Source organism: Pseudomonas fluorescens (assembly GCF_002022275.1).
Taxonomy (GTDB): Bacteria; Pseudomonadota; Gammaproteobacteria; order Pseudomonadales; family Pseudomonadaceae; genus Aquipseudomonas; species Aquipseudomonas fluorescens_AJ.
In genome coordinates this window covers 212,875-234,583 of record NZ_MSDF01000017.1, presented here as the reverse complement: position 1 = coordinate 234,583, position 21,709 = coordinate 212,875, and the positions used below count along the sequence as shown (strand labels likewise).

Here is a 21,709-nt window from a genome sequence, read left to right as displayed (position 1 = left end):
GTCTTATTTCCCCTCTTCAAGGATGCGGTATTCAGCACTACGGGCGTGGGCGCTCAGGGATTCACCACGGGCCAGCACCGAGGCGGTCTTGCCCAGCTCGGAGGCGCCTTGTGGCGAGCAGAAGATGATCGACGAGCGCTTCTGGAAGTCATACACGCCCAGTGGCGACGAGAAACGCGCGGTGCCGGAGGTCGGCAACACGTGGTTGGGACCCGCGCAGTAGTCACCCAGGGCTTCGCTGGTGTGGCGCCCCATGAAGATCGCACCGGCATGGCGAATCGACGGCAGCCAGGCTTGAGGGTCGGCGACAGACAGCTCCAAGTGTTCCGGGGCGATGCGGTTGGCCACTTCGATGGCCTGCTCCATGTCGCGCACGAGGATCAGCGCGCCACGGCCATTGATCGACTTCTCGATGATCTCGGCGCGGTCCATGGTCGGCAGCAGCTTGTCGATACTGGCGGCGACCTTGTCGAGGAACTCGGCGTCGGGGCTGACCAGAATTGCCTGGGCGTCTTCGTCGTGTTCGGCTTGGGAGAACAGGTCCATGGCGATCCAGTCCGGATCGGTCTGGCCGTCGCAGACCACCAGAATTTCGGAGGGTCCCGCGATCATGTCGATACCGACCTGGCCGAACACGTGACGCTTGGCGGTGGCGACATAGATGTTACCCGGGCCGACGACCTTGTCGACTTTCGGCACGCTCTCGGTGCCGTAGGCCAAGGCCGCAACAGCCTGGGCACCACCGATGGTGAACACCCGGTCGACGCCTGCGATGCACGCCGCTGCCAGTACCAGCTCGTTGATTTCACCGCGCGGGGTCGGCACGACCATGACCACTTCGAGCACCCCGGCCACTTTGGCCGGGATAGCGTTCATCAGTACCGATGACGGATAAGAGGCCTTGCCGCCGGGCACGTACAGACCGGCACGGTCCAGCGGCGTAACCTTTTGGCCCAGCACGGTGCCGTCGGCCTCGGTGTAGCTCCAGGAGTCCTGCTTCTGTTTTTCGTGGTAGCTGCGCACGCGCGCCGCCGCAACTTCCAGGGCTTCACGTTGCGGCGCAGTGATGCGCGTCAAGGCCAGCTCCAGGCGCTCGCGGGGCAGGATCAGGTCGGCCATGGACTGGACGTCCAAGCCGTCGAACTGACGGGTGAAATCCACCAACGCCGCGTCACCGCGCTCACGCACAGCCTTGATGATGTCGAGAACTCGACCGTTGACCGAGTCGTCAGACACACTTTCCCAGCTCAGCAGATGATCCAGATGATGGGCGAAATCCGGATCGGCAGCGTTGAGTCGGGCAATTGCAGTGGACGTGGTCATAGCGAGGGCCTCATAGGATTGGCAAAATTGCTCAGGCGCCGAAAGTTAGCAGTCGATCCGCTTGGGCACCTGAGAATTCTGGCTATGAGGCGGATAGACGGGCGCGGCTACTTAGGGCCGCGCGGGTGAGTCAACCGCGGTGTCGAGACTCCACTGCCTTGCGCAGGGTGTCGATCAACGCCTGGATACGGGCGTGCTGCATCTTCATCGATGCTTTGTTGACGATCAGCCGGGAGCTGATGTCGGCAATGAAGTCCTGAGGTTCGAGGCCGTTGGCACGCAGGGTGTTGCCGGTGTCGACCACGTCGATGATCTTGTCGGCAAGGCCAATCAGCGGGGCCAGTTCCATCGAGCCGTAGAGCTTGATGATGTCGACCTGACGGCCTTGCTCGGCATAGTAACGCTTGGCAACGTTGACGAACTTGGTGGCCACGCGCAGACGGCCTTTGGGCTCGACGTCACCGACGCGCCCGGCAGTCATCAGCTTACACAGGGCGATACGCAGGTCCAGAGGCTCGTACAAGCCCTGGCCGCCGTACTCCATCAGCACGTCTTTGCCGGCGACACCGAGGTCCGCCGCGCCATGCTCAACGTAGGTCGGCACGTCGGTAGCCCGCACGATCAGCAGGCGAACGTCGTCCTGGGTCGTGGGGATGATCAGCTTGCGGCTCTTGTCCGGATTCTCGGTCGGCACGATGCCCGCTTCAGCCAGAAGCGGCAAAGTGTCGTCAAGGATGCGGCCCTTGGACAGTGCGATGGTCAACATGGGAAACGTCAGTCCTTCATCAGGCTATTGCTGTCCGGTCGCAAACGGCGCCAGACACAGATCGAGGCCATTACAGCCCCGATTTGAAACAAATCCTGTGGTGAGAGAGCTTACCCTCCCACCACCGTTACAGCCCCGGAGACTAGCCCGGCACGCGGCGGATTTTTGCGCCGAGCATCTGCAGCTTCTCTTCGATGCACTCATAACCACGGTCGATGTGGTAGATGCGGTCGATCAGGGTGTCACCTTCGGCAATCAGCGCCGAAATCACCAGGCTGGCCGATGCGCGCAAGTCGGTCGCCATGACTGGCGCACCCTTGAGCTTTTCGGTGCCGGTGACGATGGCCGTGTTGCCTTCGACCTGGATCTTGGCGCCCATGCGGTGCAGTTCATACACATGCATGAAACGGTTTTCGAAGATGGTCTCGATCACGGCACCGGTGCCTTCGGCAATCGCGTTCAGGGAGATGAACTGCGCCTGCATGTCGGTCGGGAACGCCGGGTAGGGAGCGGTACGCACGTTGACAGCTTTTGGCCGCTTGCCGTGCATGTTCAGCTCGATCCAGTCTTCACCCGTGGTGATTTCAGCACCGGCTTCGCGCAGTTTTTCCAGGACCGCTTCCAGGATGGTCGGATCGGTGTCCTTGACCTTGACGCGACCACCGGTGACGGCGGCGGCAACCAGGTAAGTACCGGTCTCGATGCGGTCCGGCATCACTTTGTAGGTGGCCGGGTGCAGACGCTTCACACCGTCGATGGTGATGGTATCGGTGCCGGCGCCGGTGATGTTGGCACCCATGGCGATCAGGAAATTGGCCAGGTCGACCACTTCCGGCTCGCGCGCGGCGTTTTGCAACACGCTGCGACCGTTGGCCAGTGCAGCGGCCATCATGATGTTCTCGGTGCCGGTCACGCTGACGGTGTCGAAGAAGAAGTTCGCACCACGCAGGCCGCCTTCCGGCGCCTTGGCTTTGATGTAGCCGCCTTCTACGTCGATGGTCGCGCCCATGGCTTCAAGGCCACGGATGTGCAGGTCGACCGGGCGCGAACCAATGGCGCAACCGCCAGGCAGAGCCACTTCAGCCTCGCCGAAACGGGCAACCATCGGGCCCAGCACCAGGATCGACGCACGCATGGTTTTCACCAGCTCGTACGGGGCGATCAGCGTCTTGATGGTGCGCGGGTCGATTTCGACCGACAGCTTCTCGTCAATCACCGGCTCAATGCCCATGCGACCGAACAGCTCGATCATGGTGGTGATGTCGTGCAAATGCGGCAGATTGGCCACAGTCACCGGGCCATCACACAGCAGGGTTGCCGCCAGGATCGGCAGGGCGGAGTTTTTCGCACCGGAAATGCGGATCTCGCCATCAAGACGAGCACCACCGGTAATAATCAATTTATCCATAAGAATCTCGACGCCTTGGGGGCTCAGGTGCGCTCGGCCCAGGCCGCGCGGCTGAAAAATTTCATAGTGACCGCATGGATGCTGCCATCGGTGATCCACGGGTTTAAATGGGCATAGATCTGCTGTTGACGCTTGACCGGGCTCAAAGCCGCCAGTTCATCGCTAATCACGTTCAGCTGGAAGTTGCAGCCTTCGCCCTCAACTTCAACATTAGTTTGGGGCAGCTTTCCTTCAAGGAAGCTTTTAACTTCTAGGGCCTGCATGATCAACCTCTATGGGCGCCCAGTGCGCGCGGGTCGCACATCATACAAAAAAGCCCCGCGCCTGCGAACCCCGCATAGCAGGACTCTGACGGGGGGCTTCTTTAATAATGTGTATCAAGGATGCGACAGCAGCTCGGTCAAACCGGAAACTTCTGCGATTTCACGCATGTCTTCGGGCAATGCACGGATGCTGAGCGGTTTTTTAACCGCTTCGGCGTCGCGCATGAAGCACAGCAGTAACGACAAGCCGACGCTGCTGGATTTGGTCACCGCAGAGCAATCCAGCACCAGCGCAGAGGCGTTGCTGGCGTTGATCAGCGCCTTGCCCTGCTCACGCAGGGCCGGCCCGGAGCGGTAGTCGAGCACGCCGCTGAGGAATAACTCACCGGCGTCACCAAGACGAACAGCCGACTCGGTCATTGCGCAGGCTTCCCGGCAGCTTGCTTGTCGGTTTCTTCCTTGGCTTTGGCGACTTCACCGGCCCAACCATTGATGGTCTTGTCCAGGTCGTTGCCATTGCGCTGCATCGCGTCGGCGAACTGGTCACGGAACAGCTTGCCGATGTTGATACCGTTGATGATCACGTTGCGCAACTTCCACTCGCCGTTGACCTTCTCCAGCGTGTATTGCACCGGGTAGACCGCGCCGTTGGTGCCCTTGACGGTCATGCCAACGCTGGTGCGATCGCCCGACTCGTCCTTGGCCGGATCAACAGTGATCCCCTGGTTGTTGTACTCCAGCAAGGCGTTGCCGTAGAACTGGAACAGGCCCTTTTTGAAGTTTTCCTGGAATGTCTGCATCTGCGCAGGCGTAGCCTTGCGCGAATACTTGACCGTCATGATGCTGCGGGAAATGCCTTCGGCATCGACCACCGGGCCAACAATGGTATTCAGCGCATCATAAAACTTGGTCGGGTCTTGCTTGTACTGCTCTTTATTGGCGGTCAGATCGGCCAGCATCTTGCTGGTCGTGTCTTGCACCAGATCGTGCGCAGAACCTGCCGCGTTGGCCATCAGCGGCAGCGCTGCAAGCAAAACCAGTAGGCCACGTCGCAAGGTAGAGATCATGAACAGATTCCTCATTTGGCGTCTTTATTGACCGTATTAAGCAGGAATTTACCGATCAGGTCTTCAAGCACCAGCGACGACTGTGTGTCGTGGATTGTCGAGCCATCCTTGAGCAGGGCTGTTTCCCCGCCCACGCTGACACCGATGTATTTCTCGCCCAGCAGACCCGCAGTGAGGATAGATGCAGTGGAGTCAGTCGGCAGATTATCTACCTTCTTGTCGACCTGCATGGTCACTCGCCCGGTGAAGCTGTCGCGATCCAGATCGATTGCCGTGACCTTGCCGATGGTTACACCGGCCATGGTCACTTTAGCTCTGACAGTCAAACCGGCGATATTGTCGAAGTACGCGTAAAGTTTATAAGTGTCGGCCGTAGGGCTGGCCGAAAGGCCGCTGACTCGCAGGGCCAGCAACAGTAAAGCCAGGATGCCAGCCAGCAAGAAAAGGCCGACACCGATTTCCACAGTGCGGTTTTGCATCAGAAATCTCCAAACATCAAGGCGGTCAAAATAAAGTCAAGGCCCAGTACCGCCAGCGAGGCGTACACAACGGTCTTGGTGGTGGCGCGACTGATCCCCTCTGAAGTGGGCTCACAGTCGTAGCCTTGGAATACGGCGATCCAGGTCACTACAAAAGCGAAAACGATGCTCTTTATGATGCCGTTGAGCACGTCGCCACTGAAGGTCACGCTGTTTTGCATGTTGCCCCAGTAAGAGCCGTCATAGACGCCCAACCAGTCAACCGCCACCCACGAACCGCCCCAGATACCCACCACGCTGAAGATCATCGCCAGCAGCGGCAGGGAAATGAAGCCGGCCCACAGGCGCGGGGCAACAATGTATTTGAGTGGGTCCACGCCGATCATTTCCAGGCTGGACAACTGCTCGGTGGACTTCATATTGCCGATTTCAGCCGTCAATGCCGAACCTGCACGGCCCGCAAACAGCAAGGCGGTCACCACCGGCCCCAGTTCGCGCAGCAACGTCAGGGCGACCATCTGCCCCACCGCCTGCTCCGAACCGTAGCTGGAGAGGATGTTGAAACCCTGCAGCGCCAGCACCATGCCGATAAAAATCCCGGACACCACGATGATGACCAGGGACATGACGCCCACGGAGTGCAGTTGTTTGAGCAGCAGGCCGAAACCGCCGCCAATACCGCCACGGCCGAGCAGGGCGTGAAACAGGAAGATCGTCGAGCGCCCGAGCACTTCGACCATGTCGATGCCGGAGCGGCCAAAAAGGCGCACCTTCTCGAGTAAAGATTTCTTGCGCATCAGCGCTTCCCCAGAAGATCTGAGCGGTAGTCCGCTGCCGGAAAATGAAAAGGCACCGGGCCGTCAGGATCGCCGGTCATGAATTGGCGAATGCGCGGGTTGTCTGCGTTCATCAGCTCTTCAGGCGTGCCCTGCCCCAAGACCTGGCCATCTCCCACTACATAAAGGTAGTCGGCAATGCTCGCAGTTTCGGCCAGGTCGTGAGAGACCACGATGCTGGTGATGCCCAGTGCGTCGTTGAGCAGACGGATCAGGCGCACCAGCACGCCCATGGCGATCGGGTCCTGGCCGACGAAGGGCTCGTCATACATGAGGATCTGCGGGTCGAGGGCGATCGCACGCGCCAGGGCCACGCGGCGCTTCATGCCACCGGACAATTCGTCGGGCATCAGGTCGATGGCGCCGCGAAGGCCCACGGCCTGCAGCTTCAGCAACACGATGTCGCGAATCATTTCATCGGACAACTGGGTATGCACCCGCAGCGGAAAGGCTACGTTTTCGAAAACGTCGAGATCGGTAAACAACGCGCCGCTCTGAAACAGAACGCCCATGTGCTTGCGCGCATCGAACAGATCGCTGCGCGACAGGGTCGGCAAATTCTGCCCGTTGACCCACACTTCACCGGCGCTGGGCCGCAATTGCATGCCCATCAGGCGCAACAGAGTGGTCTTGCCGCAACCGGAAGGCCCCATGATGCCCGTGACCTTGCCGCGGGGAATGCGAATATCGACGTTATTGAAGATGCTCCGCGTCCCGCGCTTGAAGGTAAGACCCTTCAGCTCGACCGCGTAGGCGTTATCGGCACTCATCTAATCTCCTTGGGATGCAGCCTTTCACTCAGACACCATGTTTGCGACTTTCGTTTGCAACGGATGCGCAATAGTTAGCCACATGGGTTGGGCGGACGGAACTGGCGGCGAACTATATCACTGCTGATGCAGAGCCCCCAAGGCCGGAACTGTGCTCGTTCAGATTATGGACAGGGAAAAAACGTTGCCGGTTATGTTGCAAATCATGAATCTCACTGACCTGCCGCACAAAGCCTGACGAACTTACGTGAGGGAATTGATCATTACCGCTATAATCGCCGACTTTTCGTCAGGCTATACGATTTCAGACATGAGCCAATCCAGCGACCTCATTCAATCCGCACAACGCACTATCCGCCTCGAGCTTGAAGCCGTAGAAGGTTTACTGGCTCATATCGACGCGGATTTCGTACGCGCCTGCGAGATGATTCTGGCCAGCAAGGGCCGCGTTGTCGTGGTCGGCATGGGCAAATCCGGCCACGTCGGCAACAAAATCGCCGCCACCCTGGCAAGCACCGGGACCACGTCGTTTTTCGTGCATCCGGCCGAAGCCAGCCACGGCGACATGGGCATGATCACCCGGGATGACATCATTCTTGCGCTGTCCAACTCCGGTACGACCAACGAAATCGTGACCCTGCTGCCACTGATCAAGCGCCTGGGCATCCAGATGATCAGCATCACCGGCAACCCGGAGTCGACGCTGGCCAAAGCTGCCGAAGTGAACCTGAATGTCCACGTGGCCCAAGAGGCGTGCCCGCTGAACCTGGCACCGACCTCCTCCACCACCGCCGCCCTGGTCATGGGCGACGCACTGGCCGTGGCGCTGCTGGACGCTCGCGGCTTTACCGCTGAAGACTTCGCGTTCTCGCACCCGGGCGGCGCCCTGGGCCGCCGCCTGCTGCTGAAAGTGGAAAACGTCATGCACAGCGGTGAGGAGCTGCCCAGCGTGCAACGCGGCGCCCTGCTTAAAGAGGCCTTGATGGAAATGAGCCTCAAGCGCCTGGGCATGACCGCCATCCTGGAAACCGACGGCCGCCTCGCCGGCGTCTTCACCGACGGCGACCTGCGTCGCGCCCTGGACCGCAACCTCGACATTCAAACCGCCAAAATCGACGAAGTCATGACCCCGCACGGCAAAACCGCACGGCCCGACATGCTGGCGGCCGAAGCCCTGAAGATCATGGAAGACCATAAAATTCTCGCGCTGGTCGTCGTAGACCGCGACGACCGCCCGATCGGCGCCCTGAACATGCACGACTTGCTGCGTGCGGGAGTGATGTAAATGACAGCCGACCTGCTGCAACGCGGAAAAAACATCAAACTGGCGATCTTTGACGTCGATGGCGTGCTAACCGATGGCCGCCTCTATTTCCTTGAAGACGGCAGCGAATTCAAGACGTTTAACACTCTCGACGGCCAGGGCATCAAAATGTTGATGGCGGCGGGTGTGCAAACGGCGATTATCAGCGGTCGAAAGACACCGGTAGTGGAACGCCGCGCACAAAACCTGGGGATTCCTCACCTGTATCAGGGCCGCGAGGATAAACTGGTGGTTCTGGACGAGCTTCTTGGCCAACTCAACCTAAGCTATGAACAGGTCGCCTATCTGGGTGATGACCTGCCTGACCTGCCGGTGATCCGCCGGGTCGGCTTGGGCATGGCCGTCGCAAATGCTGCGGCTTTTGTTCGCGAACACGCACATGGCATCACGACTGCACGGGGCGGCGAAGGCGCTGCCCGCGAGTTCTGCGAATTGATCCTGCGTGCCCAGGGCAGCCTTGAAGCGGCCCACGCCGCCTACCTATAGAGCGTTTTATGCTGAGCAAAAAGATTCGCAACTTCCTGCTATTCGGGGTCATCGCCGCGCTGTTCCTGGCGGTGGGCTACTGGAATATCAGCCCGGAGCGCTTCCTCGACAAGCCTGTAGCCCAGGTTGACGAAGGCGTCATCGACTATTACGCAACCAATGCCTACAGCGTGCAGTTCCTGCCGGATGGCAAGGTGCAGTACGAGATGACCGCCGACAAAGTCGACCACATGAAGGCTTCCGAGGTCACTTTGCTGACCAACCCGGACATGAACCTGTACCGCGGCACCGAATTCCCGTGGCATGTCACCAGCAAACGTGGCGAGGTCAACCCGGACGGCACGCAGGTAGAATTGATCGACTCGGTTCGCGTAGCGCGCACCGACGACAAGAACCGCGACACCATTATTACCAGCAGTCGCATGACCGTTTTCCCACAACAGCAATATGCGCAGACCGAGCAAGACGTTAGAATCGACGGCGCTGGCGGTGTATCGACTGGCAAGGGAATGAAAGCGTATTTGAAAGAAAGCAGGATACACCTGCTATCGAACGTAAGAGGACAGTATGAGGCTCGTTAAAACCCTCCCTATTTTGCTCGGTCTGGGCGCAGCACTGGGAAGCGTGAGCGCCTGGGCTCTGCCGAACGATAGCCAGCAACCGATCCACATTCAGGCTGACGATGCTCAACTGGATGACAAGCAAGGTGTCGCGACCTACACGGGCGCCGTGATCATCACCCAGGGCTCGATGAAAATCACCGGTAACACGGTGACCCTCACGCGCACCCCGGCTGGCGACATTGACGTGGTGACCTCGGTGGGCAACCTGGCTTACTTCGAACAGAAGCAGGCGGCTGCAGACCCTGCTCCTATGAAAGGCTATGGCAAGACCATCCAGTACCACGCCCAGCAGAATCGCATCATCCTGATCGATCAGGCTCGGGTTGTCAGCAGTGATGGCAACACCACCGACGGTGAAAAAATCACCTATGACACCGTGAAACAGATCGCCCAGGCCGGCCGTGCCAATGGCGCGAAGATCGGTACTCCGAAGCCGCGCATCGACATGGTTATCCAGCCGAAGCAGAAAGACGCCGCCGCCCAGCCTGCGCTTAAACCCGCTGCGAAGAAGACGAATTAATGGCAACCCTCAAAGCCCAGCATCTGGCCAAGGCCTATAAAAGCCGTCAGGTTGTGCGCGACGTCAGCCTGTCCATCGACAGCGGCCAGATCGTCGGCCTGCTCGGCCCCAACGGTGCCGGCAAGACCACATGTTTTTACATGATCGTCGGGCTGGTCCAGGCGGATCAGGGCCGTGTGTTGATCGACGATCTGGATGTCAGCCACCAGCCAATGCACGGGCGTGCACGGGCAGGCATCGGCTATCTCCCACAGGAAGCGTCGATCTTCCGCAAACTGTCGGTAGCCGACAACATCATGGCAATCCTTGAAACTCGCAAGGAACTCGACCGTGATGGCCGCCGCAAGGAGCTGGAAAGCCTGCTGCAGGAATTCCACATCAACCACATTCGCGACAACCTCGGCATGAGTTTGTCGGGTGGTGAGCGTCGCCGTGTGGAAATCGCCCGGGCACTGGCCACCGCGCCGAAGTTTATTCTGCTGGACGAACCGTTTGCCGGCGTCGACCCTATTTCGGTCGGCGACATCAAGCAGATCATCCATCACCTCAAAGCCAAGGGCATCGGCGTGCTGATCACTGACCACAACGTCCGTGAGACCCTCGACATCTGCGAAACGGCGTATATCGTCAATGACGGCCAGCTGATTGCCGAAGGTGATTCCGCCACTATCCTGGCCAACGAACTGGTCAAGGAAGTGTACCTGGGCCACGAGTTCCGCCTGTAAGCAGTGTGGTGTCACGGCTGAACGCCCGTGCGCGCGGGAGTCAATAAAAACCTCGATTTTTTTATTGTTACCGCGCTCTAGGCAAAGCCCCCGATATCAGGCATATAATTTGCTTATGTTTGGCGCTCACGCGCCCTGTCGTGGATGGCGCATTGCGCCGGCGAATAAGGTGTTAAGCCCCTGCCATGAAACCATCGCTAGTCCTGAGAATGGGCCAGCAGCTGACGATGACACCGCAGCTGCAACAGGCCATCCGCCTGCTCCAATTGTCGACCCTGGACCTGCAACAGGAAATCCAGGAGGCCCTGGAGTCCAATCCGATGCTCGAACGCCAGGAAGAAGGCGACGACTTCGATAATGCAGACCCGCTGGCCGACAACATCGAGCAAAAACCCAACTCCGACGTGCAAGAGCCCTCCTACCAGGAAACCGCCCCAACGGTGGATAACCTTGAGGAAGGTGAATGGAACGAACGCATTCCCAACGAACTTCCCGTGGACACCGCCTGGGAAGACGTTTACCAGACCAGCGCCAGCAGCCTGCCGAGCAATGATGATGACGAGTGGGACTTCACCACTCGCACCTCAGCGGGTGAAAGCCTGCAGAGTCACTTGTTGTGGCAACTGAACCTGGCACCGATGTCCGATACCGACCGCCTGATCGCTGTCACCTTGATCGACTGCATCAACAACCAGGGCTACCTGGACGAAACCCTTGAGGAAATCCTCGAGGCCTTCGACCCGGAACTGGATATCGAGCTGGACGAGATCGAAGCGGTGCTGCACCGCATTCAGCAATTTGAACCCGCCGGTATCGGCGCGCGCACGCTCAGCGAGTGCCTGTTGCTGCAACTGCGCCAACTGCCAGCCAAGACGCCGTGGCTTAGCGAAGCCCAGCGCCTGGTGACCGACTATATCGACCTGTTGGGCAGCCGCGACTACAGCCAGTTGATGCGGCGCATGAAGCTCAAGGAAGATGACCTGCGCCAGGTTATCGAGCTGGTGCAGAGCCTCAACCCGCGTCCTGGCTCACAGATCGAGTCCAGCGAAGCCGAATACGTCGTGCCCGATGTGATCGTGCGCAAGGACAACGAGCGCTGGCTGGTGGAGCTGAACCAGGAGTCGGTGCCACGCCTGCGGGTCAACCCGCAATATGCAGGTTTTGTGCGCCGCGCCGATACCAGTGCCGACAACACCTTCATGCGCAACCAACTGCAGGAAGCGCGCTGGTTCATCAAGAGCCTGCAAAGCCGCAACGAAACCCTGATGAAAGTGGCGACCCAGATCGTCGAGCACCAGCGTGGTTTCCTGGAATATGGCGACGAAGCGATGAAACCGCTGGTCCTGCATGACATTGCTGAAGCCGTGGGCATGCACGAATCGACGATTTCCCGGGTAACCACTCAGAAATTCATGCATACCCCACGGGGTATTTATGAGTTGAAATACTTTTTCTCCAGCCACGTCAGCACCTCCGAAGGCGGCGAATGCTCGTCCACGGCGATCCGCGCGATCATCAAAAAACTGGTTGCCGCGGAAAATCAGAAAAAGCCATTGAGTGACAGTAAGATCGCTGGTTTACTGGAGGCACAAGGCATTCAGGTCGCCCGTCGAACCGTCGCCAAGTACCGCGAGTCCCTCGGGATCGCGCCTTCCAGCGAGCGTAAGCGTTTGATGTGACGGGCGGGCCATAGCGTTCCAGTGGTGGGTATTTCTGCCCACCGCTTTATGCACTGGCAACGAAGGAGAAGCTGTATGCAAGTCAACATCAGTGGACACCATGTAGAAGTCACCCCTCCATTGCGCGAATACGTCGAGCAGAAGCTGAAACGGCTTGAGGGTCATTTTGACAAGATCACCAATGTGCAAGTCATCATGAAGGTCGACAAGCTTCAGCAGAAAATTGAAGCGACCCTGCAGATCCCCGGTGGCGAAGTAGTCGCCAACGCCGAGCATGAAGACATGTATGCATCAATCGATGCCTTGACTGACAAGCTTGACCGCCAACTTAAAAAGCATAAGGAAAAGAATCTGCACCTGATGCAAGGTACAGGTCGTTAACTCTCCCCCCATGATCCGACTTGAAACCATCCTGACCCCCGGCCGTTCCCTTGTGAACGTGCCGGGCGGCAGTAAAAAGCGCGCCCTCGAACAAATTGCCAACCTGATCGGCCGCGAAGTGCCCGAACTGGATACGCAAGCTGTGTATGAGGCGCTTATTGCCCGTGAAAAACTCGGCTCGACCGGTTTTGGCAACGGCATCGCCATTCCTCACTGCCGCCTGCAAGGCTGTGAATCCCCGGTGAGCGCTCTGCTCCACCTGGATGCACCCATTGATTTCGACGCCATCGACGGCGCACCGGTCGACCTGTTGTTCGTGTTGCTGGTCCCGCAAGCCGCCACTGATGCGCATCTGGAACTGCTCCGGCAGATCGCCAGCATGCTCGATCGCAAGGAAGTACGCGACAAACTGCGCAGCGCCAAAAGCAATGAGGCGCTCTACCAGGTTGTATTGGATGAACAAAACGGGCAGTAATCATGCGTTTGATCATCGTCAGCGGCCGTTCCGGCTCGGGTAAAAGCACCGCCCTCAACGTCCTTGAGGACAACGGCTTCTATTGCATCGACAACCTCCCCGCCGGTCTGCTGCCGGAATTGGCGGAACGGGCACTGATCCACACCGAACTGGCGCAGCCGCTGGTCGCCGTTTCGATTGACGCCCGCAACCTGCCCAGCCACCTCTCGCGATTCCCTGAATTGCTCGAAGAAGTGCGGGCCAAGCACATTCATTGTGATGTGTTGTACCTGGACGCGGATGAAGAGACGCTGCTCAAACGCTTCTCCGAAACCAGGCGCCGTCACCCTCTAAGCAGCCCGCATCGTTCTCTGGCGGAAGCCATCAAAGAGGAGACGACGTTGCTGGGGCCGATCATTGACCTCGCAGACCTCAAGATCAACACCACCGGCCTGAACCTGTATCAGCTGCGCGATGCCATCAAGCTGCGCCTGCTGAATCAGCCTGAGCCCGGCACGGCATTTCTGGTTGAGTCGTTTGGCTTCAAACGTGGCATGCCGGTGGATGCTGACCTGGTGTTCGATGTGCGCTGCCTGCCCAATCCGTATTGGAAGCCGGAGTTACGCGACCAGTCCGGGCTGGATCAACCGGTGGCCGAGTACCTCGCAGCACAGCCGGATGTGGAAGAGATGTTCCAGGACATCTCCAGTTACCTGCTCAAATGGCTGCCGCGCTTTGCCGCGAGCAACCGGGCCTATGTCACCATTGCCATTGGCTGCACCGGCGGCCACCACCGTTCTGTCTATCTGACCGAACGCCTGGGCCAAGTGCTGCAACAAACCCTCAAGAACGTCCAGGTCCGCCACCGCGACCTTAGCTGAAAGGAACACCCCCGCGATGCCCGCTCTGGAAATTGAAATCATCAACAAGCTGGGCCTGCACGCCCGGGCTTCCGCCAAATTCGTCGGCGTAGCCGGGCAATTCCCCTGCCAGATTCGCGCCGGACGCACGCCGGAAACCATGGTCGATGGCAAGAGCATCATGGCCATGATGATGTTGGCCGCCGGTAAGGGCACCCGGATTCATTTGAAGACGGAAGGCGAGCAGGAAGATGAAGCAATGGCCGCACTGGTCGCGTTGATCAATAACTTCTTCGACGAAGGCGAATAACGCCTTGCGCAGGAGCCGCCCGCCCTGCACAGGACGGGCTTTATCCCAGCGCGGTATCCATTACCATCATTAAGCAGAACCCAATGCACAGCCCCAGGCTTGCGAGCTTTTCGTGACCATTGCGTCGCGACTCGGGGATGACCTCATGCGTCACGACCAACAGCATCGCGCCCGCAGCCAACGCCAATCCTAACGGCAATAGCACCTCGGCCAGACTCACCAGCCAGGCACAAAGCACGGCAAACACCGGCTCGACCAAGCCTGAAGCCGCGCCAATCAGGAACGCTTTGACCCGCGACATACCTGCACCGGCCAATACCAGCGCAATCACCAGTCCTTCGGGCACATCTTGCAATGCAATGCCCATGGCCAGGCTATCGGCATCTGGCATACCGCCGCCTGCCGAAACGCCCACAGCCATGCCTTCCGGGATGTTGTGGGCGATGATTGCAAACACGAACAGCCAGATACGCGGCGGGATTACCGGTTTATCCGGCGTGCCCACCCACATTTCCGGGCTCGCACCCGAGACCTTTCGATCAACGAGGTACAAGCCAAACGCCCCGAGCATAATGCCAAAACTGATCAGCCCACTGGCGCCCCAAGGCGAAAGCCCCAGGCTTTCAGCGGCTGAAATGCCCGGCACGATCAGCGAAAACGCTGTCGCCGCCAACATCACCCCGGCGCCAAACCCCAACAGCGTATCGCTCAGTGCCACCGGCATCCGGCGAATCACCAGCACCGGCACCGCGCCTAACGCCGTGCCGAGCGCGCAGATTGCACCGCCCTGCAAGGCGCGCAGAATCCGCGGTTCAAGGTCCAGCCAAGCCAGCCCGTGAGCCACCAGCAACGCAGTGCCTGCCAATAGCAACAGCGAGCCAAACGCATAACGAAACATTCGTCCGCTGCTGATCGCCAGTGTTTCAGTGCCCATAGTCGGCCTTAGATCTTGTTATAGGGGTAAATATCAGGCCAGGGCGGCCTGGTAGCGTGCAGCGACTTCCGGCCAGTTGATGACGCTATAAAAAGCGTTGATGTATTCCGGACGGCGGTTCTGGTATCGCAGGTAGTAAGCGTGTTCCCAGACGTCGAGCCCCAGGATTGGCGTGTTGCCACTCATCAGCGGGCTGTCCTGATTACCACTGCTTTCTACCACCAGGGTCTTTTGCGGGGTGACGCTCAGCCAGGCCCAGCCACTGCCGAAACGCGTCAAGGCAGCCTTGGTGAACGCTTCCTTGAAGCTGTCGTAGCCGCCGAGTTGCTCATCAACCGCCTTACCCAGCGCGCCCTCAGGCTTGCCGCCGCCTGTGGGTGACATCACCGCCCAGAACAACGAATGGTTGGCGTGCCCGCCGCCCTGGTTGATCACCGCTGCGCGCAGCTTTTCTGGCAATTGCTGGACACTGGACACCAACTTTTCCACTGGCCAACCGGCGAACTCGGTGCCCTCGACGGCCGCATTGAGGTTGTTAATGTAGGTCTGATGGTGCTTGGTGTAGTGAATTTCCATGGTTTGCGCATCGATATGCGGCTCCAGGGCATCGTAGGCGTACGGCAATGCGGGCAAGGTGTAAGTCATATCAATGAGCTCCGTAATAAGGGCTGTTGCGGGTCGACACATCCGGTTGCGTCGCAGTACCGCCCAGCAGGCGATGGGTACGTGGGTACTCGCCGTGGTCGCTGATGAAATTCAACAATTCAACGTAGGTCTTGCTGCTTTGGCGCAATGCTGCCTCACGCAATTGCGGGCTCAGGCGCGGGTCCTGCATGGTCTGTAAAAGGCGCTGATGGATCGCGCAGAGGTATTCCGCACTCTCTTCCGGCTGATTCAGGCGCAGGTGCAGGTCGGCCAGGTTGTGGTGGGAAATAACGCACGCCGCCACTGCTTCGTCGGCATCCGCCCAGCGCTCGAACAATACTTGTGCCAGGGCCAGGGCTTGCAGATAGGCCTCGCGCGCGTCGACCAATTCACCTGCCATAAAGCAGCGATTGGCTCGTTCGATCGTGCGTTTCCAGTGCTCCATGGTGAGCCTCCAAAGCAGGGTCGGTGATTACACGCCGCCGGCGGTGAGCTTTTCCGGATCCAGCAGGATCTCCAGTTGGCTGCGCGGCAAGTCCGTGTGTTCAAGGGCGACATCAATCACCGGACGCCCCTGCTGATAAGCCTTCTTGGCGATTTCAGCGGCTTTTTGGTAACCAATGATCGGGTTGAGTGCGGTGACCAGAATCGGGTTGCGTGACAGCGCTTCCTTGAGCTTGGCTTCATTGACCTTGAAGCTGGCGATGGCTTTATCGGCCAACAGGCGGCTGGAATTGGCCAGCAGTTCGAGGCTGCTGATGAGGTTCTGGGCAATGATCGGCAACATCACATTCAGCTCGAAATTACCCGACTGGCCTGCAACGGTTATCACCGTGTCATTGCCGATTACCTGAGCGGCAACCATGGCGGTGGCTTCCGGGATCACCGGGTTGACCTTGCCGGGCATGATCGAAGAGCCCGGCTGCAGGCCTTCCAGTTCGATTTCACCCAGGCCGGCGAGCGGGCCGGAGTTCATCCAGCGCAGGTCGTTAGCGATTTTCATCAGCGACACGGCAGTGGCTTTCAATTGGCCGGAGACGGCGACAGCGGTGTCCTGAGAGCCGATCAGCGCGAACAGGTTTTTGCCGGGGGTGAATTTCACGCCGGTCAAGCTGCTCAGTTGCACGCTGAAACGCGCCGCGAATTCCGGGTGTGCGTTGATCCCGGTTCCGACCGCTGTGCCGCCTTGGGCCAGCGCCTGCAGGCTTGGCAGCAAGTTTTGCAAGTGGCCGATATTGGCCTTGAGCTGCTGCGCCCAGCCGTTGAGCACCTGGCTCATGCGCACCGGCATGGCGTCCATCAAGTGCGTGCGACCCGTCTTGATAAACGGGTGGACCTCCTCAGCCTTGTGTTCAATGACCTGCACCAGATGCAACAGGGCCGGCAGCGTTTGCTCATGCAGCACCAGCGCGGCGCTGACGTGGATCGTGGTCGGGATGATGTCGTTGCTGCTCTGGCCGCAGTTCACATGGTCATTGGGGTTGACCGCCTCGCCAAGCAAACGGCTGGCGAGGGTCGCAATGACTTCATTGGCGTTCATGTTGGAACTGGTGCCGGAGCCGGTCTGGAAGATATCCACCGGGAAATGCTGCATGAAATCGCCTTCGAGCAAGCCTTGGGCAGCGTCGACGATGGCTTTGCCCTGCCCTTCGCTGATTTGCTTGAGGTCGACGTTAACCTTGGCAGCAGCGGTTTTCGCCAGGATGAGGGCGCGGATAAATTGCGCCGGCATGCGTTGGTGGCTGATCGGAAAATTGTTCACCGCGCGCTGGGTTTGGGCGCCATACAGCGCTTCGGCGGGCACTTGCAGTTCGCCCATGCTGTCGCGTTCGATACGGGTGTTACTCATCGTTAGATCCTTGCACCAAGTCAGAAACAGAAAGGGAAGGCAGCAATTCGCAGGTCGCCAATTGCCAGGCAAAGGTCTGCCAGCGCTTGAGGCGGCAGGCACAGTGAGAGAGTTTTTCCAGATCACGCAGCGGGCGCCACGCCTGATCCAGGCACAGGGAGCGCCAGTGCCAGGGCAAGGCGATATCGCTGGCGGTATCAATCAGCAGCCGAAACGACGTTTCAGCGATCGTCCACGGGTGGGTCGCCGTGCAACACGCCAGGTACCGACCTTCATTGAGGTAATGCTCGATGAGGCGCGGTTCATTGGGATCGAGCCCGCAGCGAATTTGACGACTCATCCAGCGCCAGCTTTCCAGGTACGGATCCTCATGCAGGACAGAACTCATGATCCACGCTCATTCGGTAATGATATTTATTATTAAATGATATTGAGAATCAAAACAAGCGCAGTGCATTAATCCGCTTATGGAGCGGCCAAAAAAAAGCGCGCCAGCTGAATGATGGCGCGCCTTTCTTGAAGCGTTGTGAGGGTTAGCTGCCCGCGACGGTCATCCGCTCAATCAGCACCGAACCGGTGCGAATGTTGCTGCGCAGTTCCAAATCATTACCCACGGCAACGATCTGCTTGAACATATCGCGCATATTGCCGGCGATGGTCACTTCCTGGACGGCGAATTGGATCTCACCGTTTTCCACCCAAAAACCTGCCGCGCCACGCGAGTAATCACCGGTGACCATATTCAGGCCGCTGCCCATCAATTCGGTCACCAGCAAGCCACGGCCCATGCGACGCAACAACGCCGCCTGGTCTTCGTCGCCGTGGGTGACGAACAGGTTGTGAACACCACCGGAGTTGGCAGTGCTTGGCAGGCCGAGCTTGCGGCCAGCGTAAGTACCGAGCACGTAAGACACCAATTCGCCCTTCTCGACGAATGGTTTGGCATAGGTGGCCAGGCCGTCACCGTCAAACGACGAGCTGCCCATGGCGCGCATCAGGTGCGGGCGCTCATCGATGGTCAGCCACTCAGGAAACAGCTTCTGGCCGATTGCCCCCTCAAGGAACGAAGACTTGCGGTACAGGTTGCCCCCGGAAATCGCCCCCAGGAAGCTGCCGAACAAACCACCGGCCAGTTCTGCGGAAAACAGCACCGGTACTTCACACGTCGGCACCGGGCGAGCGCCCAGTCGGCTTGCGGCGCGCTGTGCAGCCCGCTGACCAATGCTGACCGGGTCGGCCAGCAAATCGCCCTGGCGGTTCACGTCATACCAGTAGTCGCGCTGCATCTGGCCATTGGCCTCAGCGATCATCACGCAGCTCAAGCTATGACGAGTGGAAGCGTAACCGCCGATAAAACCATGACTGTTGCCATACACGCGACAGCCCTGATGGGTGCTCAACGTGGTGCCATCGGCGTTCTTGATGCGGGCATCGGCGTCGAACGCGGCCGCTTCGCAGATCAGCGCCTTTTCAATGGCTTGCTCGGGTGTGATGTCCCAGGCGTGGAACAGATCAAAGTCTTGCAGATCCTTCGCCATCAGCGCCTTGTCGGCCAAACCCGAGCTTTCATCTTCGGAAGTGTGCTTGGCGATCGCCAAGGCAGCGGCGACTGTCTCGCGAATCGCTTCAGGGCCGCTGGCCGAGGTGCTGGCCGAGCCTTTGCGCTGCCCCACGTACAAAGTGATGCCAAACCCTTGGTCACGGTTGAATTCGACGGTTTCCACTTCCCGCTGGCGCACCGATGTCGACAACCCCTGCTCCAGTGACACAGCCACTTCACAGGCACTGGCCCCCTGGCGTTTGGCCTCGGCAATGATCTGCTCGACTTGTTCCTGCAGTGCCGGTAACGCTTGCGGACCGACGCTTTGGGCTGCACTCATGGTTTTCTCCACTCAAATTCTGCTTTCGGTTAAGGCCATCGAACGACCGGGCCGGACAAGCGGCCCCCGACTGGTTATCATGGCGGCGTTTCTTTGCGGACTGCCACCATGGTTGATTCTTACGACGACTCCCTCGATGGGGAGAAAAGCAAAACCCAGGTCAAACGCGAGCTGCATGCTCTGGTTGATCTCGGCGAGCGCCTCACAACGCTCAAAAAAGACTTGATTGCAAAACTGCCACTGACCGACGAAATGCGCCGGGCGCTTGCGGACGCACCCAAGCACACCGCGAATATCGCGCGTAAACGGCACATCATGTTTATCGGCAAGCTGATGCGCGATCAGGACACTGACGCGATTCTGGCATTGCTTGATCAAACCGATGCCTCCACTCGCCAATACAACGAACGTTTCCATAACCTGGAACGTTGGCGTGACCGCCTGATCGCGGGCGATGACGCGGTGCTGGAGAAATTCGTGCTGGACTACCCGGACGCGGACCGCCAGCAACTGCGCTCCCTGATCCGTCAGGCCCAGCACGAGCAGGCGCATAACAAGGCGCCCGCCACCAGCCGTAAAATTTTCAAGTACATCCGTGAGCTGGACGAGACTCAACGCGGCCTGCGCTGATCCTCTTCCCCGGGTGGCGGCCTTCGCCACCCGAAGCTCCCGCTTTACGACCCCGTGCCACCCACGGTGATCGCATCAATTTTCAGCGTTGGCTGGCCGACACCCACCGGCACCGACTGCCCATCCTTGCCGCACGTGCCCACGCCGCTGTCCAGCGACAGGTCGTTACCGACCATCGACACCTTGCTCATGGCCTCAGGCCCGTTACCAATCAACGTCGCCCCTTTGACCGGCGCGGTAATCTTGCCGTCTTCGATCAGGTACGCCTCGCTGGTGGAGAACACGAACTTGCCGCTGGTGATGTCCACTTGACCGCCGCCGAGGTTGGCGCAGTAGATGCCGCGTTTTACCGAGGCAATGATTTCCGCCGGGTCGCTTTCGCCACCGAGCATGTAGGTGTTGGTCATGCGCGGCATCGGCAGGTGCGCGTAAGACTCGCGACGGCCGTTACCGGTACGCGCCACACCCATCAGCCGCGCGTTGAGCTTGTCCTGCATGTAGCCCTTGAGCACACCGTTTTCAATCAACGTCGTGCATTCGGTCGGTGTGCCTTCGTCGTCGACGCTCAGCGAGCCACGGCGACCGGCCAGGGTGCCGTCATCGACAATCGTGCAAAGCTTGGACGCGACCATTTCACCCATGCGCCCGCTGTAGGCCGAACTGCCCTTGCGGTTGAAGTCGCCTTCCAGGCCGTGGCCCACTGCTTCGTGCAACAAAACCCCCGACCAACCCGAACCCAGCACCACCGGCAAAGTACCTGCCGGTGCCGGAATGGCTTCAAGGTTGACCAGCGCCTGGCGCAACGCCTCACGGGCATAACCCATGGCACGGTCTTCCGCCAGGAAATAACGGTAGTCGGTACGTCCGCCGCCGCCATGGCCGCCGCGCTCACGGCGACCGTTCTGCTCGACGATCACGCTGACGTTGAAACGCACCAGCGGCCGCACATCCGCTGCCAGCCCGCCATCGGTGGAAGCCACCAGAATGCGCTCCCACACGCCAGCCATGCTGACCGTGACCTGCTGAATACGCGGGTCGAGGGCGCGGGTGGCGGCGTCGATACGCTTGAGCAAGTCGACTTTTTCAGCGCGGCTGATCACTTCCAGAGGGTTGTCCGGCGCGTAAAGCTGGGCGACGTCCTGGGTGCTGAATGCCTGCACCGTGCCATTCTGGCCGGCACGGGAAATCGAGCGCGCCGCACGAGCGGCCAGCCCCAGGGCTTCAAGGGTGATTGCGTTGCTGTAGGCAAAACCGGTCTTTTCACCGGATTGCGCGCGCACGCCCACGCCTTGATCGAGGTTGAAACTGCCTTCCTTGACGATGCCGTCTTCCAAGGCCCATGACTCGGATATCTGCCCCTGAAAATACAGATCGGCCGCATCGATACCCGGCCCGGCCAGATCGCCGAGCACGGTTTGCAAGCTTTCGATGGTCACGCCACCGGGTGCCAGGAGGTGATCACTGACTGAGGACAACAACTCGCTCATAGGTTTGGCC

Annotated in this window: 27 protein-coding genes; 11 read left to right on the top strand and 16 right to left on the bottom strand. The window is 59.4% G+C overall.

The window, feature by feature from the left end:
- Window positions 1-3: 3 nt before the first annotated feature.
- From hisD to BFW87_RS16095, 9 genes are all read right to left on the bottom strand, one after another.
- Window positions 4-1,323 (bottom strand): histidinol dehydrogenase, encoded by a 1,320-nt coding sequence (gene hisD, locus BFW87_RS16135; RefSeq protein ID WP_078740751.1) that lies wholly within the window; start codon window positions 1,321-1,323, stop codon window positions 4-6.
- A 130-nt stretch (window positions 1,324-1,453) separates the two neighbouring features.
- The gene (gene hisG, locus BFW87_RS16130) at window positions 1,454-2,089 is read right to left on the bottom strand and encodes an ATP phosphoribosyltransferase (protein WP_003188599.1); all 636 of its coding nucleotides are present in this window, start codon (window positions 2,087-2,089) and stop codon (window positions 1,454-1,456) included.
- A 142-nt stretch (window positions 2,090-2,231) separates the two neighbouring features.
- Window positions 2,232-3,497, bottom strand: coding sequence for a UDP-N-acetylglucosamine 1-carboxyvinyltransferase (gene murA / locus BFW87_RS16125; RefSeq protein ID WP_024073479.1), 1,266 nt, complete (start codon window positions 3,495-3,497; stop codon window positions 2,232-2,234).
- Between the two features lie 23 nt (window positions 3,498-3,520).
- Window positions 3,521-3,760, bottom strand: coding sequence for a BolA family protein (locus tag BFW87_RS16120; protein ID WP_010170570.1), 240 nt, complete (start codon window positions 3,758-3,760; stop codon window positions 3,521-3,523).
- A 114-nt stretch (window positions 3,761-3,874) separates the two neighbouring features.
- The gene (locus BFW87_RS16115) at window positions 3,875-4,180 is read right to left on the bottom strand and encodes an STAS domain-containing protein (protein ID WP_078740750.1); all 306 of its coding nucleotides are present in this window, start codon (window positions 4,178-4,180) and stop codon (window positions 3,875-3,877) included.
- Entirely contained in the window at window positions 4,177-4,827 is a 651-nt protein-coding gene (locus BFW87_RS16110; protein ID WP_078740749.1) for an MlaC/ttg2D family ABC transporter substrate-binding protein, read from the bottom strand. Before BFW87_RS16110 ends, BFW87_RS16115 begins: the two co-directional genes overlap by 4 nt.
- Window positions 4,828-4,838: 11 nt before the next feature.
- Window positions 4,839-5,306 carry an outer membrane lipid asymmetry maintenance protein MlaD gene (mlaD, locus tag BFW87_RS16105; protein ID WP_005784855.1) on the bottom strand — a complete coding sequence of 156 codons (468 nt, stop codon included), beginning with the start codon at window positions 5,304-5,306 and terminating at the stop codon, window positions 4,839-4,841.
- Window positions 5,306-6,103 carry a lipid asymmetry maintenance ABC transporter permease subunit MlaE gene (gene mlaE, locus BFW87_RS16100; protein WP_078740748.1) on the bottom strand — a complete coding sequence of 266 codons (798 nt, stop codon included), beginning with the start codon at window positions 6,101-6,103 and terminating at the stop codon, window positions 5,306-5,308. Before mlaE ends, mlaD begins: the two co-directional genes overlap by 1 nt.
- Window positions 6,103-6,912, bottom strand: a complete 810-nt coding sequence (locus tag BFW87_RS16095) for an ATP-binding cassette domain-containing protein (protein WP_003171811.1) — start codon at window positions 6,910-6,912, stop codon at window positions 6,103-6,105. Before BFW87_RS16095 ends, mlaE begins: the two co-directional genes overlap by 1 nt.
- Window positions 6,913-7,222: 310 nt before the next feature.
- On the opposite strand from BFW87_RS16095, the gene BFW87_RS16090 reads away from it, so the two are divergent.
- From BFW87_RS16090 to BFW87_RS16045, 10 genes are all read left to right on the top strand, one after another.
- Complete coding sequence (locus tag BFW87_RS16090; protein ID WP_078740747.1) at window positions 7,223-8,197, top strand: KpsF/GutQ family sugar-phosphate isomerase; 975 nt, start codon at window positions 7,223-7,225, stop codon at window positions 8,195-8,197.
- Window positions 8,198-8,722: a KdsC family phosphatase gene (locus BFW87_RS16085; protein WP_016974285.1), complete on the top strand. Its 525-nt coding sequence runs from the start codon at window positions 8,198-8,200 to the stop codon at window positions 8,720-8,722. It begins immediately after the preceding gene.
- Window positions 8,723-8,730: 8 nt separating this feature from the next.
- Window positions 8,731-9,303: an LPS export ABC transporter periplasmic protein LptC gene (gene lptC / locus BFW87_RS16080; protein ID WP_078740746.1), complete on the top strand. Its 573-nt coding sequence runs from the start codon at window positions 8,731-8,733 to the stop codon at window positions 9,301-9,303.
- On the top strand, window positions 9,290-9,865 hold the full coding sequence (gene lptA, locus BFW87_RS16075) for a lipopolysaccharide transport periplasmic protein LptA (RefSeq protein WP_078740745.1): 576 nt from the start codon (window positions 9,290-9,292) through the stop codon (window positions 9,863-9,865). The genes lptC and lptA overlap by 14 nt, the downstream gene beginning before the upstream one ends.
- Window positions 9,865-10,590 (top strand): LPS export ABC transporter ATP-binding protein, encoded by a 726-nt coding sequence (gene lptB / locus BFW87_RS16070; protein ID WP_003171806.1) that lies wholly within the window; start codon window positions 9,865-9,867, stop codon window positions 10,588-10,590. Before lptA ends, lptB begins: the two co-directional genes overlap by 1 nt.
- A gap of 185 nt (window positions 10,591-10,775) precedes the next feature.
- The gene (locus tag BFW87_RS16065; protein WP_058422990.1) at window positions 10,776-12,269 is read left to right on the top strand and encodes an RNA polymerase factor sigma-54; all 1,494 of its coding nucleotides are present in this window, start codon (window positions 10,776-10,778) and stop codon (window positions 12,267-12,269) included.
- A 75-nt stretch (window positions 12,270-12,344) separates the two neighbouring features.
- Entirely contained in the window at window positions 12,345-12,650 is a 306-nt protein-coding gene (gene hpf, locus BFW87_RS16060; protein ID WP_078740744.1) for a ribosome hibernation-promoting factor, HPF/YfiA family, read from the top strand.
- A 10-nt stretch (window positions 12,651-12,660) separates the two neighbouring features.
- Complete coding sequence (gene ptsN, locus BFW87_RS16055) at window positions 12,661-13,125, top strand: PTS IIA-like nitrogen regulatory protein PtsN (RefSeq protein WP_016974290.1); 465 nt, start codon at window positions 12,661-12,663, stop codon at window positions 13,123-13,125.
- Window positions 13,126-13,127: 2 nt separating this feature from the next.
- Complete coding sequence (rapZ, locus tag BFW87_RS16050; RefSeq protein ID WP_078740743.1) at window positions 13,128-13,985, top strand: RNase adapter RapZ; 858 nt, start codon at window positions 13,128-13,130, stop codon at window positions 13,983-13,985.
- Between the two features lie 16 nt (window positions 13,986-14,001).
- Window positions 14,002-14,274 (top strand): HPr family phosphocarrier protein, encoded by a 273-nt coding sequence (locus BFW87_RS16045; protein WP_078740742.1) that lies wholly within the window; start codon window positions 14,002-14,004, stop codon window positions 14,272-14,274.
- Window positions 14,275-14,314: 40 nt separating this feature from the next.
- Here the strand turns inward: BFW87_RS16045 and BFW87_RS16040 are convergent, their stop codons facing one another.
- The 6 genes from BFW87_RS16040 to pmbA all read right to left on the bottom strand — a co-directional run bounded on the left by BFW87_RS16040 (window position 14,315) and on the right by pmbA (window position 19,582).
- Window positions 14,315-15,208, bottom strand: a complete 894-nt coding sequence (locus BFW87_RS16040; protein ID WP_078740741.1) for a ZIP family metal transporter — start codon at window positions 15,206-15,208, stop codon at window positions 14,315-14,317.
- A 33-nt stretch (window positions 15,209-15,241) separates the two neighbouring features.
- Window positions 15,242-15,853: a superoxide dismutase gene (locus BFW87_RS16035; protein WP_078740740.1), complete on the bottom strand. Its 612-nt coding sequence runs from the start codon at window positions 15,851-15,853 to the stop codon at window positions 15,242-15,244.
- Between the two features lies 1 nt (window position 15,854).
- Complete coding sequence (locus BFW87_RS16030; protein WP_078740739.1) at window positions 15,855-16,298, bottom strand: hypothetical protein; 444 nt, start codon at window positions 16,296-16,298, stop codon at window positions 15,855-15,857.
- 27 nt (window positions 16,299-16,325) lie between these two features.
- Complete coding sequence (locus BFW87_RS16025; RefSeq protein ID WP_078740738.1) at window positions 16,326-17,702, bottom strand: class II fumarate hydratase; 1,377 nt, start codon at window positions 17,700-17,702, stop codon at window positions 16,326-16,328.
- Window positions 17,695-18,090 carry a FagA protein gene (locus BFW87_RS16020; protein ID WP_078740737.1) on the bottom strand — a complete coding sequence of 132 codons (396 nt, stop codon included), beginning with the start codon at window positions 18,088-18,090 and terminating at the stop codon, window positions 17,695-17,697. Before BFW87_RS16020 ends, BFW87_RS16025 begins: the two co-directional genes overlap by 8 nt.
- 145 nt (window positions 18,091-18,235) lie before the next feature.
- Window positions 18,236-19,582, bottom strand: a complete 1,347-nt coding sequence (gene pmbA, locus BFW87_RS16015) for a metalloprotease PmbA (RefSeq protein ID WP_078740736.1) — start codon at window positions 19,580-19,582, stop codon at window positions 18,236-18,238.
- Between the two features lie 108 nt (window positions 19,583-19,690).
- Between pmbA and yjgA the strand changes: the two genes are divergently transcribed.
- Window positions 19,691-20,212, top strand: a complete 522-nt coding sequence (gene yjgA / locus BFW87_RS16010) for a ribosome biogenesis factor YjgA (RefSeq protein WP_017738766.1) — start codon at window positions 19,691-19,693, stop codon at window positions 20,210-20,212.
- A gap of 44 nt (window positions 20,213-20,256) precedes the next feature.
- On the opposite strand, the gene tldD is transcribed toward yjgA, so the two are convergent.
- On the bottom strand, window positions 20,257-21,699 hold the full coding sequence (gene tldD, locus BFW87_RS16005) for a metalloprotease TldD (RefSeq protein ID WP_078740735.1): 1,443 nt from the start codon (window positions 21,697-21,699) through the stop codon (window positions 20,257-20,259).
- Window positions 21,700-21,709: the final 10 nt, after the last annotated feature.